The 14,596-nt window shown below is 63.6% G+C and carries 2 protein-coding genes; both read left to right on the forward strand.

The annotated features are described in order from the left end of the window. Positions 1–8: 8 nt before the first annotated feature. Positions 9–13,274: a hemagglutinin repeat-containing protein gene (locus HU763_RS05715; protein WP_186687175.1), complete on the forward strand. Its 13,266-nt coding sequence runs from the start codon at positions 9–11 to the stop codon at positions 13,272–13,274. Then, positions 13,271–13,855, forward strand: coding sequence for a hypothetical protein (locus HU763_RS05720; RefSeq protein ID WP_186687172.1), 585 nt, complete (start codon positions 13,271–13,273; stop codon positions 13,853–13,855). Before HU763_RS05715 ends, HU763_RS05720 begins: the two co-directional genes overlap by 4 nt. The last annotated feature ends 741 nt before the right edge of the window (positions 13,856–14,596 follow it).

The raw sequence follows: 14,596 nt of genomic DNA on the forward strand, positions 1-14,596 counted from the left end.
GTACCGACATGGACGTTCGTCAATTCGCCTTCCTGGTCCGCCAGCCTGCGGCTGCCCTGCAACCACGCCAGACCTTCTGGGGCCTGTCCAAGCGTGGGCTGGCTTTCATGCTGGCCAACATGATGTTCTGGCAGCCGCTGGTGGCCATGGCCGACGGCATCGTGGTCAACGGCAGCGGCACCCACCTCGGCCAGGCCGGCAACGGCGTGCCCATCGTCAATATCGCTGCGCCCAGCGCTGCCGGGCTGTCGCACAACAAGTTCAGTGACTACAACGTCGGCCAGCAAGGCGTCATCCTCAACAACGCCACCGGCCGCACCCAGGCCACCCAGCTGGGCGGGATCATTCTCGGCAACAGCAACCTCGGCGGCCGTGCGGCGAGCACCATCCTCAACGAGGTCAATGGTGGCAACCCGAGCCAGCTCAAGGGCTACACCGAGGTGGCCGGGCGCTCGGCCCATGTCATCGTCGCCAACCCTTATGGCGTCACCTGCAACGGCTGCGGTTTCATCAACACGCCGAAGGCCACGCTGACCACCGGCAAGCCGGTAATCGAGAACGGGCAACTGCAGCGCTACCAGGTGGAACAGGGCAGTGTCGCCATCGAAGGTGCCGGGCTCAACGCCAGCAACGTCGACCAGTTCGAGATCATTACCCGCAGCGCCAGGATCAACGCCGAGATCCAGGCCCGCCAGCTGGCGCTGGTGGCCGGCAGCAACGACGTGGATGCACACAGCCTGGCCGCCACTGCCCGTAGCGCCGACCCGGCTCAGGCTCCGCAGTTGGCCATTGACTCCTCGGCATTGGGCGGCATGTACGCCAACACCATCAAACTGGTGGGCACCGAGGCCGGCGTGGGGGTGAAGCTGGACGGCAAGCTGATTGCCAGCGGCGGCGACATCCAGCTCGATGCCAACGGCCAGCTGCGCCTGGCCGAGGCCACTGCAGCCAACGGCTCGGTGGCGATCAAGGCCGACCAGCTCGATGCCCAGGGCACGGTGTATGCCGGCAATGCACTGCAGGTGCGCACTCAGGGCGACCTGAACAACCGCCACGCCCTTGCTGCCGGGCAGCGCATCAGCCTCGACAGCGGTGGCCGCCTGAGCAACCAGGGCATCATCGAAGCGGGCGTCAACGCCGACAATAGCCGCAATACCACCGGCGACCTGCGCCTGAACGCCGCGCAGGTCGACAACCATGGTCACACCGTGGTGGCCAGCCGCGACCTGAATGTCACGGCGCGGCAAGGCCTGAACAACCAGGGTGGCACCCTCGCTGCCCAGCGGCAGCTGAGCGCCAGCGCCGCCACCCTCGATAACCGCAATGCCGGCAGGCTGGTGGCCGGCGGCCAGGCCGAGCTCACCGCTACCGGCCTGCTCAATGGCCAGGGCGGGCTGATCGACGGCGCGACCGTGAACGCCAAGGTCGGCCAGCTGGACAATACCGCCGGCACGTTGCGCGCCGGCCAGCACCTTGGCCTGACGGCCAATGCTGCGGTGGATAACCGTGGCGGCCAGCTCACCAGCCTGCAGACCCTCAGCCTCGAGGCTGGCCAGGTGAACAACAGTGATGGCGGACGCATCGCCAGCAACCAGGCGCTGCGCGCCAGTGTCACCGGGCTCGACCAGCACAATGGCGGCCGCCTGACCAGTGCCAGCGAACTGAGCCTGGACCTGCACAAGGGCCAGCTGAACAACCAGGGCGGCCTGATCAATGCGCCGCGCCTGACCCTGGCGAATCTCGACAGCGTGGATAACCGCCAGGGCGAGATTTCCAGCGCACAGGCCTTTGCACTGGTGGCCCGCAGCCTCGACAACAGCCTCGGCAAACTGCTCGGCAACCAGAACCTGACCGTGCAGCTGGAACAGGCGCTGAACAATACAGGCGGCCTGGTTTCTGCAAGCGGCGTCGCGGTACGTGCGGCCAGCCTGGACAACCATCAAGGTACCCTGACCAGTCGTGCCAACCTGGCACTGCAGGTGGCAGGTGCCAGCAACAACCAGGCCGGCGAGATTTCCAGCGTCGGCACCACCAGCCTCAAGGGCGGCAGCCTGGACAACCAGGCTGGGCAGGTGAGTGCTGATGGCGCGCTGCAGGTGGCCCTGGACAATGCCTTGGACAATCGCCAGGGCTTGCTCGGCTCTGGCGGGGCGATCGACCTGCAGGCCGGCAGCCTCGACAACCGCCAGGGCGGCAGCCTGGTTGGCGACGCTGGCCTGGCTGCGCGGGTCGCCGGGCTGCTGGACAACCAGCAAGGCGAGATCAACGTCAAGGGTGGCCTCGACCTGCACGCCGGCAAACTCGACAACCGCACCGGCAAGCTGCGCGCCGGCCAGGAGGCGCGGCTGGAGGTCGACCAGCTGGACAATCGCCAGCAAGGGCTGCTGAACAGCCTGGCGGCGTTCAGCTACAAGGGCACGCAGCTGGACAACCGTGGCGGCCTGCTCAGCGCCGCCGGGCCGCTTCGCCTGGAGGGCGCCAGCCTGGACAACAGCGGCGGCAGGGTTTCCAGCCAGCGCGCGCTGGTGGCCCAGCTTGGTCGCATCATCAACCAGGGTGGCGAATTGGTCGCGCAGGGCGACCTGCTGCTCACCGGCACCAGCCTCGACAACCGCAGCAACGGCCTGGTCGGCGGTACCAGCGCGTTGCAGCTGAATGTGGCCGACATCGACAACCGTGGCGGGGAGATCTCCACCAGCAAAGGCGTGACGCTGCAAGGCAGCCGTCTGGACAACAGCGACAGTGGCAAGGTCCTTGCCGGTAGCAGCCTGCAACTGCAGATGGCCGAGCTGATCAACCGTAACCTGGGCCTGCTGTCTGCTGCGGGCCCGCTGACCCTCGTTGGCCAGCAACTGGACAACAGCCTCGGGCGCCTGGTCAGTGGCGGCGACCTGGACATTGGCTTGGCGGGCGGGCTGGCCAACCAGCAGGGGCTGATCACAGCCGAAGGGCGCCTGGGCGCCACGGTCGGTAGCCTGGACAACAGCAGTGGCAAGCTCTCCAGCGCAGCCGACCTGACCCTGGCCAGCGCAGGCGCACTGCGCAACCGCAGCGGCTCGATCACCACCGACGCCGGGTTGGCCCTCACCAGCGGCAGTCTCGATAACGGCGCGGCTGGCCTGCTCAGCAGCAAGGGCGCGGCCAGGCTCGACACCGGGACCTTCGACAACGGCCAAGGCGCACAGCTGCTCAGCGGTGATCGCCTCGACCTGAAAACGGGCCAGCTCAACAACGGCCAGGGCAGCCGCATCGCCAGTGAAAAGGCCCTGGTCGCCAGCGTTACCGGCCTGGCCCAGGACGGTGGCCAGCTGTTCAGCAAAAGCGCCTTGACCCTCGACCTGAACCACGGCCAGCTGCGCAACCGCCAGGGCCTGATCAACGCCCCCCTGCTGGTGCTGAACAACCTTGCCGAGGTGGATAACCAACAGGGCGAGATCTCCAGCGCCCAGGCCTTCACCGTGGCCGCGCGCAGCCTGGACAACAGCCATGGCCGGCTGATCGCCGAGCAGGGCCTGACCCTGCGCATCGAGCAGTTGCTGAACAACCTCAAGGGCCTGGTATCGGCCGATGGCCTGGGCCTGCACAGCGGCAGCCTGGACAACAGCCAAGGCCTGATCAGCAGCCGTGCCGGCCAGCTCGTGGCGGTGGACGGTGAGCTGCTCAACCAGGGCGGTACGTTGATCGCCGACCAGCAACTGGAGCTGCAGGCCGCCAGCCTGGTCAACCAGCAGGGGCAGGTGTCGGCAGGTGGCGCGTTGCAGGCCCGGGTCGGCAAGCTCGACAACCAGGCGGGCGTGCTGGTTGCCGCCACCACCCTCAAGCTCGGCGGTGAGGTACTGGACAACCGCCAGGCTGGCCTGGTGGGCGCGAGCCAAGGCCTCGAAGTGCAGGTCAAGGCCGTGGACAACCGCGGCGGCGAGCTGTCCAGCAAGGCAAACGTGACCCTGGGCGGCGAACGCCTGGACAACAGTGAGGGCGGCAAGGTGCTGGCCGACGGCAAGCTGCAGATGGCCGTCGCGCAAGTGATCAACCGCAGCAAGGGTGTGCTCTCGGGCAAGGCCGGCCTGGGCTTGACCGGCAACAGCCTGGACAACGCCGGCGGCCTGCTGCTCAGCCACAAGGCCCTCGATGCAACGCTGCAAGGCACGCTGGACAACCGCCAGGGCCTGATCAGCGCCGAGGGCACCCTTGGCCTGGCGAGCAACCAGCTCGACAACCGCGCCGGGAGTGTTACCAGTGCCGGTGACTTGACCCTCAAGCACTCCGGCAACGTGCTCAACCAGGCTGGCGAACTGGTCACCGATGCCGCGCTGCACCTCAGCGCGGCCCAGGTTGGCAACAGCGACCAGGGCACCATCAGTGCCAAAGGGCCAGCCACCCTTCGCGCCAACAGCCTCGATAACAGCCGCCAAGGCCGTATCGACAGCGGCGCCAGCCTGGGCCTGGTCACCGGGCAGTTGTACAACCGCGACGCCGGGCGCATCGCCAGTGACGGCGCGCTCGACATCAACGCCAGCGGCCTTGATCAGCAAGGCGGCCAATTGTTCAGCAACAGCGCGCTGACCCTCGACCTCAACCATGGCCTGCTGGACAACCGCCAAGGCTTGCTCAACGCACCGTTGCTGGTGCTCAAGAACCTTGACGGGGTGAACAACCAGGGCGGCGAAATCTCCTCGGCGCAGGCCTTCACCCTGGCGGCCCGCAGCCTGGACAACAGCAACGGCAAGGTACTCAGCAACCAGTCGCTGATGCTGCGCATCGACCAGGCCCTGGGCAACATCAAGGGCCTGATCGCCGCCGCGTCGCTCGATGCCCGCGCTGCCAGCCTGGACAACAGCGGCGGCACGCTGACCAGCCGTGGCGACCTCGGCCTGCAACTGGCCGATGGCCTGAGCAATGGCCAGCAAGGCCTGATCAGCGCCGCCGGCCTGCTGGCTATCGCCGCCCGTTCCGTGGATAACCAGGCGGGCTCGCTGCTGGGCAACGCCATTCGTGTCGACTTCGGCAGTGCCACGGGCGACCTGAACAACGACAGTGGCCTGATCACCACCCCCGGTGCGCTGACCCTCGATCACCTGCGCGACCTGAGCAACCGCAGTGGTGAGATTTCCACCCGGCAAGACCTCGGCCTGGCCGGCCGCAACCTGGACAACAGCGCCGGCAAACTAATCAGCAGTGGCCAACTGAATGTTACCGCCCGGCACCTGAACAACCAGGGCGGGCTGGTTTCGGGCTGGCAGGGCCTGGGTGTCAACCTGGGTAGCCTGGACAATCGCCAGCAGGGCACCTTGTCCAGCCGCAACGGCGCGCTGGACGCCCAAGTCAGCGGCGACTTGTTGAACAGCGCCGGTGGCGCCTTGGTCAGCCAGCAAGCCTTGAACGTGACAGCGGCGAACCTGGACAACAGTGGCGCCGGCATCCTTTCCAGTGCGGGTGGGCAGCGCCTGACCGTCAGCGGCCTGCTGAACAACGCCCAGGGTGGCTTGATCGACAGCGCCGCGGCCCTGACCCTGAACGCCATGGCCCTGGGCAATGGCAGCGGCAGCATCAGTGCCGGGCAGGCGCTCGAAGTGAATGCCGGCAGCCTGGACAACAGCGCCGGCAGCCTGATCGGCAACGCCGCCGTTACCCTCAAGCTGCTCGGTGCCCTTGGCAACAACCACGGCAAGCTCGCCAGCGCCGGCCCCCTGCGCATCGACAACGCCACGCAGATCGACAACCAGGCTGGGCAGATCGCCAGCCAGGGCCTGCTGAGCCTGTTCGCCGCCCGCCTGGACAACCGCAACCGTGGCACCCTGGCCGCCAACCAGCAGCTGACCCTGGCCGTTGACGGCCAACTGCTGAACAGCGCCGATGGCCTGATCTACAGCCAGAACGGCGGTGCCGATGTGCGCGCCGCCAGCCTGGACAATGCCAAGGGCACCCTGCAGAGCCAGGGCGCCTTGCGCCTGGCCAGCGGTGATATCGACAACCAGAGTGGCCGCATCCTCGCCGACGCTGGCGACCTCGATGTCAGCGCCGGCAACCTGAACAACCGTGGCGGCGTGCTGTCCAGCCTGCACGGCACGTTGACCGCCGACCTGCGCGGTGTGCTGAGCAACGGTTACGACCAGGCCAACAACCGCCAGGGTGGCATCACCCAGGCCCAGGCCCTCGACCTCAAGGTGCAGGGGGGCATCGACAACTATGGCGGGCGGATTGCGGCACAGGCCGGCGACGCCCTGGTCACCACCGGCGATTTCGACAATCGCAACGGTGGCCTCTACGCCCAGGGGCTGGTCAAGGTCAGCGGTGGCAATTTCGACAACAGCGGCGACAACGATGGGCAGATCGCCGGCCAACGCATCGACCTCGACCTCAGCGGTGCACTGAACAACCGCCTGGGCATCATCGAAAGTGACAGCACCCTGGCGATCAAGGCGGCCAGCCTCGACAACCAGACCGGCCAGTTGCGCGCCCTGGGCAGCGGCGGTGCTACCCGCCTGCAGCTCGGTGGGCAATTCGACAACCGCAACGGCAGCCTGGAAACCGCAAACAGTGACCTCGGCCTCGACGTTGGCAGTTTCCTCAACGCCGGCGGCAGCCTGCTGCACGTCGGCAGTGGCAACTTCGACATCAGCACCGCCAACGTCACCGGCGCCGGTGGCAGTATCGTCACCCGCGGCGGCCTGACCCTCAACGCTGGCAGCTGGAGCAATAGCAACGTCATCCAGGCCGGGCGCCTGACGCTCAATGTCGGCAACTTCAGCCAGACCGCCAACGGCCAGTTGCTGGCCAGCGAAGCGCTGGTCGGCAGCGGCAGCGACTGGAGCAACGACGGCCTGATCGCCAGTGACGGCAGCCTCAGCCTCAACCTTGGCGGCACCTATGCCGGCAATGGCCGCCTGAGCAGCCGTGGCACCCTCGGCCTCAGCGCCGCACAGGTGAACCTGGGCAGCGCCGGCAGCATTGCCGGCGGTGGCGCCACCAGCGTCTCGGTAGCCGGGCAGCTGAACAATGCCGGGCGCCTGACCTCTGCTGGCGGGCTCAACCTCGGCGCGGGCGGCGTCAACAACCAGGGTACCCTGGGTGCTGGCGAAGCACTGAGCGTGACCACTGGCGCCCTGGTCAACAGCGACCACGGCCTGATCTTCAGCGGCAAGGACATGGGCCTGCGGGTCGCCAGCCTGAGCAACAGCTATGCCGACGTCTACAGCCTGGGCAGCCTGACCATCGACCGCGACGGCCAGGGTGGCCTGGCCAGCAGCATCGTCAACCGTTCCGGCTCGCTGCAGAGCGACCTGTCGATGAGCCTGGCGGCGAGCACCATTCACAACGTGCGGGCGGTCCTGCAGACCGAGGACAAGGGCATCTACACTGCCCGCGTCGGCGAGGTGGCCTGCATCGAGGGCTATAACGCCGGCGACTGCGGTGGCAAGCGCAACCACGTCTGGGAAATCGTCCAGCGTGACAAGTTCGAGGTGATCGACGCCAGCGCCGCCTCCAGCATCACCACCGGCGGCAACCTGACCATCCACGGCGGTGACTTGCTCAACAGCAGCAGCACCATCGGCGCTGCTGGCAACCTGGTAGCCACGGTCGGCAACCTGACCAACAGCGGTGTGGAAACCGGCGAGACCGAAACCACGCGCATTTTCCGTTCCGAGCGCACCCGCAACGCCGGTGCCTGGTACCAGCTCGCCAGCTCGATCACCAGCAAATACTGGTATGAAAGCCCCGGTTACAACCCTGACAACCTGGGCGGCCTGCAAGCCGACCTGGCCAGGTTCATCGGCATGACCGAAGCGGAGCTGGTGAGCCTGGGCAGCACCCGCAAACTGGCGGCTGGCGACCAGAGCTACGCCGCCGTGATGCAGGCCAATGGCGCAGTGAGCATCAGCGCTGGCAATGGCATCGACAACAGCGTCGTGCGCCCGGGCTACGCCTACATCGGCAGCGGTGCGCGTACCGATACCACGGCACCTGGCACGGCATTCTCCACCCGCATCACCCTCAACCAGCAGTTGCCGCCAGACCTGGCCCAGCAGCAGGTCAACCCGCTGGCGCTGCCCGGTTTCAGCCTGCCCAGCGGGCAGAACGGCCTGTTCCGCCTGAGCAGCGAGGCGGGCAGCACACCCGCCAGCGGCCCGCAAAGCTGGAGCATGGGCGGCGCGAGCCTGAGTGTGGCGCAGCGCCAGCAGCCGTTGCCGCTGGCCCAAGGGCGTATGCTCAGCATCGGTGCTGCCGACCAGGCAACCGCTAGCGGCACCACCCTGAACACTGCCGACCGCACGCAGGCGAACGTCGCCGGCAACGCCAGCGTCGTCGACACCAGCCTGCCTGGCAACGTGGGCGGCCCCGCGCTGCCAGGTCGCTCGGCCGTGGACGACGGCATCAGCCAGGCCTCCACGCTCAATGGCCAGGGCCCGCTCACCCTCGAGCGCGTGCAAGGCCTGCCCGACAGCAGCGTGCGCAGCAACCCGCACAAGTACCTGATCGAAACCAACCCGGTGCTCACCGACCTCAAGCAGTTCATGAGTTCCGACTACCTGCTGGCGAACCTTGGCTACAACCCGGACGAAAGCGCCAAGCGCCTGGGCGATGGCTTCTACGAGCAGAAACTGATCCAGCAGGCCGTGCTCGCCCGTACCGGGCAACGCTACATCGATGGCCAGAACACTGACGAACAGCTGTTCAAGTACCTGATGGACAATGCCATCCAGAGCAAGCAACAGCTCAACCTGGCCGTGGGCGTGAGCCTCACCTCCGAACAGGTGGCGGCGCTGACCCATGACATCGTCTGGCTGGAAAGCGCCGAGGTGAACGGCGAGCAGGTGCTGGTGCCGGTGCTCTACCTGGCGCACGGCAACAATCGCCTGGCCCCCAACGGCGCGCTGATCGCCGGCAACGATGTCAACCTGATCGCCGGCCAGAACCTCGACAACGTCGGCACCCTGCGCGCCAGCAACAACCTCTCGGCCAAGGCCGGCAACAACCTGGTCAACAGCGGCCTGGTCGAGGCTGGCAACCGCCTCGACCTGCTGGCTGGCAACAACCTGGTGAACAAGGCCGGCGGCATCATCGCCGGGCGGGACGTCAGCCTGGCCGCCGTACAGGACGTGATCAACGAACGCACCCTGACCTCGCACCAGAGCAGCAACGGCAGCTACGCCCAGCAGCGCGACTTCGTCGATAACGCCGCCCGCGTGGAAGCCGCGAACAACCTGGCGATCAACGCCGGGCGCGACCTGAGCAACCACGGCGGCGTGCTCAGCAGCGCTGCCGACACCAGCCTGAAGGCTGGTCGCGATGTGAAGCTGACCTCGGTCGAGCAGGTCGTGGTCAACGACCGCGGCGTACGCCACACCGACAGCAGCGTGACCCAGAACGGCTCGAGCGTGCAGGCCGGGCGTGACCTGATTGTCAGCGCCGGGCGCGATATCAGCGCAGTGGCCAGTGCAATCGAGGCCAAGCGGGATGTGGCGATGGCGGCGACGGGCGATCTGCAGCTGGCAGCGGCCACCAACGAGCAGCACTCGGCGAGCAAGACCCGGAAAGTCACCAGCCAGGAGGACCATGTCCAGCAGGTGGGCAGCACCGTGGTGGCTGGCGGCAATGTGGCATTGAAGGCCGGAGACGACCTTGCCCTGAGCGCCAGCCGCGTGACTGCAGGCGATGAGGCATACCTTTACGCCGGCGGCGATGTGCAGCTGGTCGCGCAGGAGAACAGCGACTACAGCTACTACCGCAAGACCAAGACCAGCCACTCCGGGCTATCCAGCAGCCAGAAGACCCGCATCGACAGTTCGACGGCCATCACTCAGCAAGGCTCGTCGGTCAGTGGTGACACGGTGGTCGTTCGCGCCGGGCAGGATATCGGCGTGTCGGGCAGCAGCATCGTGTCGACCAACGACACCAGCCTGCTGGCGGGCCGCAACGTGCAGATCGACAGCGCGACCGAAACGTTCGAGCAGAGCCATGCGAGTTCGAAGAAGAAGTCGGGCCTGCTCAGCAGCGGTGGCATCGGCTTCACGTTGGGCTCGACCAGCCTGGAAAAAACCTCGACCAGCACCAGTGAGAACGCCAAGGCCAGCACCATTGGCAGTGTGCTGGGCAATGTCACCATCGAGGCGGGCAAGGACCTCGGCATCAAGGGGTCGGAGGTTATCGCCGGCAAGGACATCACCCTGGTCGGGCAGAACGTCGAGATCACTGCTGCCGAAAACCACAACAGCAGCGAGCAGACCTCCAAGAGCAAGAGCAGCGGCCTGACCCTGGCGCTGTCCGGTACGGTTGGCAGTGCCATCGACACCGCTTACCAGATTACCAGGCAAGCGACCCGGGAAGAGGACAGCCGGCTTTCTGCCCTTCAGGGCATCAAGGCCGGCCTGACCGGTGTTCAGGCCTGGCAAGCTGCCCAGCAGAGCGGCGGCATGACGGCGGCTAATGCTAGCCAGTTCGTGGGCATCGCCGTATCGCTGGGCGGGCAAAAGTCGAGCTCGCGGCAGACCCAGGAACAGACCGTCAGCCAGGGCAGCAGCCTGACCAGTGGCAACGACCTGAGCATTGTGGCCACCGGCAACGGGGCCGGCAGCGGCGGCGACATCCGGGTCCAAGGCAGTCAACTGAAGGCCGGCAACGACCTGCTGTTGTCCGCTGAACGCGACATCCATCTTGAGGCTGCGGCCAATACGCAAAAGCTCGATGGCAAGAACAGCAGCAGCGGCGGCGCTATTGGCGCCAGTATCGGTGGTGGTCCCGACGGTGTTGGCCTGAGCATCTTTGCCAACGCCAACAAGGGCGCCGGCAACGAGAAAGGCAACGGCACGACCTGGACCGAAACCACCCTCGATGCCGGTAATGAGGCGACCCTGCGCAGCGGGCGGGATACCGCGCTCAAAGGCGCGCAGGTCAACGCTGCGAAGATCACCGCCGACGTGGGGCGTGACCTGACGCTACAAAGCCTGCAGGACACCGACAACTACAAGTCCAAGCAGAGCAACGTCAGCGGCGGGCTGAGCGTCACCGTCATCGGTACCGGCGGGGCGAGCGGCAGTCTCAGCGTCAGCAAGACCAAGCTCGATTCCAAGTACCAGAGCGTGCAGGAGCAGACCGGTCTGTTCGCCGGCAAGGGCGGTTATCAGGTCGATGTCGGCAAGCACACCCAGCTCGACGGCAGCGTCATTGCCAGTACCGCCGATGCCGACAAGAACCGCCTGAGCACCGGCACCCTGGGCTGGAGCGCTATCGCCAACAAGGCGGAGTTCAAGAGCCAGATGGCCAGTGCCAGCATCAGCGGTGGCAACAGTGGCACTGACAGGTTCACCAGCAACATGCCAAGCGGCACGTTGATCGCCTACAATCACAGCGGCAGTGCCAGCGGCACCACGGCTTCGGCCGTTTCCGAGGGCACGCTGGAAATCCGTGACCCGGGCCGGCAGCAGCAGGATGTGGCCAGCCTCAGTCACGACGTCGAGCATGCCAACGACAGCATCAGCCCGATCTTCGACAAGGAGAAGGAACAGCGGCGGCTGCAGCAGGTGCAGCTGATTGGTGAAATCGGCACACAGGTATCGGACATCGTCCGTACCGAGGGGCAGCTGAAGGCCGACAAGGAGGCGCGTGCGGAACTTGATGCACGCGGCATCCCGGCGCCGGGTAAAGGGGCAAGCGATGAGGCGGTCAAGGCGTACCAGGAACAACTGGTCGCCACTGAGGCTTACCAGCGCATCATGGGTAAGTACGGCACCAGTGGTGATTACCAGCGCGTGACCCAGGCCGTGACAGCGGCACTGCAAGGTCTGGCGGGCGGTGATATCGGTTCTGCGCTGGCAGGCGCATCGGCACCATACCTCGCGCAGGTAATCAAGAAATCCACTGGCGACAATAAAGCACTCAACGTCATGGCCCATGCAGTGCTGGGTGCCGTTGTCGCCCAGGCGCAGGGCAACTCGGCGGCGGCCGGTGCAGCGGGTGCGGCCGGCGGCGAGCTGGTTGCCCGCCTGATCACTCAGCAGTTGTATGGCACCAGCGACAGCAACTCGCTCAGCGAAGAACAGAAACAGACCGTTTCTGCGCTGTCGACGCTGGCAGCCGGGCTTTCGGGTGGCCTGGTGGAAGGTAATAGCGCTGGGGCGGTCGCAGGTGCTGGTGCGGGGCGTAACGCGGTTGAAAACAACCTGCTGGCGAACAAGTACGGCGTTGAACGGCTGGATGCAGCCAGCCGGGCGTTGTACGAGAAGCTCAAGGCTGCTGGTATTGGCAGCATTGATGAGTTGCACGAGCGGTATAAAGCCTGTGGAGGAAATGGCAACTGCGAGGTTGGTATTCGTGATGAATACCGGCAGCAGGAGAAACAGGCTGGGGAAAAGCTTGTTGAGCTGTACCAGAGCGGCAGGCTGAGCAAAGCGGAATACGACCTTCTGGTAACGGATTACGCCATTGCGATGATGAGGGGGGTAGTGGACGCGCAGAAGAGCGACGCCGACGCGAGCTTCCTTGATGTCTATGCGCTGTCGGGCAGCGACTGGTCGCCTATGGGCGTTGTTGCCAATCGGTATGTGAAGGAGATCAGAAAGAGTGAGCTGTTTGCGGAGTGGAGAGGGCAAGGGTTAAGTGAGGAGGCAATCATTGAGCGGGCACGTCAGGATGGCTTGCTCGGCTCGACTTTGGCGCCGGTGGATGTGCCAGGGATCATCAGCCTTGTCGATAACGGCGCTACTCCAAAAGATATTCTACAATTAGCGGCCACTGTAATCCTGGGCAAAGCGCTTGGTGGCTCTACGCCGGCTGGCAAAGGGCACGGCGATTCGCTACTTTCAGGGAGTAAGCCTGCTACATCTGCAGTCTCCAGAGTAGACCTTCGGGAGGATCTTGCAGCACAAGCAGGGATTCCTCGAAACTTGGTGGACGAGCCTCAAAATATCTGGGGGAAATCCATCGATGATATTCGGCAGTCATTCAGGATGGATGGGGCTACGTTAAAATATGATCCGCCGAGGAAAGATTCTTCTGGTAATGCGCAGGCGTACTTTGTTGAAGGTGGAACAACAGGGATTTTCAAAATTCAATATAGTCCATCTACGGCTGGATCGGGAAAACAGTCCATCCATATAGGGGAATATTACAAGATTACCTATATTGACGGTAAGATAGCTAAGGTTCTTGATCCTGCTACCTATAGGCCGACATTTAAAGATGGGCGGCCGGTTTATGATAAGGGTACGACCTATTATAATCCGCAAGGCCAAGAAGTTTTGTTCAATCCTTCGAATAATTTGTGGGAGCCCAAATGACTATTTCGATTTCGTGGAGTGCCCCTATTCTCCCCTCTATATCACTTGCTGGCATACCTCTGGGCATGCATGTGGAAGATTTTGAGAGGGCGATCAAACAATATGTTGTAGATGATAAAGCGGGCTTATATAAATTTACTGATTCTCCCGTGTTGCTCATGATGAAAAGCTTTGACTCTGACGGGTGTGGTGGGTATGGTTTTTTTGTGCATGACTTAGATTTGACTAATTGGCAGCTATATTACGATCGTCCAGATCATCCTGGCGTCGAGACAAGGGCGCTTCATGTCCTCGTTCGCGAATGGAAAATTTATGCTATTAAAACTTGGCTTTATGAAAGTGTTGCGCAAGGCTATAAGCCGGTAAGCTCGTATCAAGGTAAGCTGCCAGAAGGGATTGGCTTGGGTGATCTGGTTCGTGACTTATCACCCTATACGGAGCTCGAATTTGATAGTTCAGAGGAGTGGTTTTATACAGACGAAAAATACGGTGGACTAGAAGTTTGTGGGTATGGTAGCGATTTGAGCGATGATCCAGATCAAATAATAACGTCTTTGACAGTTATTGCGGGGGGCAGCTGACGTATTCAAACGGATAATACTGCTGGTTTGTCCCGATGGGTTTATAAGGCCCCGATTCCTATCGACTGGTATTAGCCGACAACAGACAAGCGCGTGCAGGCGGAGGCGGGGACTATTCTCAACGCGCTGGGGGTTGGTTGGGGCAATACGTGGCGGTGGACTGGATGGTGATGCGGAGGAAAGTTCAGTGAGCAACTTTCGAGTCACAAGTTTTTGGGCAGAATACCAATACCCATGTACTCAGAGAAGCCCAATGGCCGTTATGCCACACAAGAGTTTCCACCGGTTCCAGTTGCGCATGGTTTTCCCAATGTTGTCGATAAGAATGAAGTTAGTGTATCAATGGCGCCAGAACGGCGAATACACGATATGATCTCGATAATGGATATTCTTTCAAAACGAACTGTGCCGGTCAGGTGGGCGTATTAACTTCCACTCCGGTTAATAATGCCGTACCAGCAAGACGCTTAATGCGCTTAAAACAGCACTAAAGAGCGATGACCTCGTTGACTGTGGCAATAAATTGACGAAACTTTTTTGACGCATGCAGATATGCACCACTCGTCGATTATTTGACATTTCGTCAGGTCCAAGCACGCGCTAACGCTGCCGCCGAAACCATCTAATCCCTTGATCTTAAAAGACAACCAGTCATGATCGGGACAGCGCTCCGTATGTACCACAACGCGGCGCAAGCCCCAGGCAGTACGCCGCGCTGGCCTAGACTCCGCTGAAGGGCCT

The organism is Pseudomonas anuradhapurensis (assembly GCF_014269225.2).
Classification (GTDB): domain Bacteria; phylum Pseudomonadota; class Gammaproteobacteria; order Pseudomonadales; family Pseudomonadaceae; genus Aquipseudomonas; species Aquipseudomonas anuradhapurensis.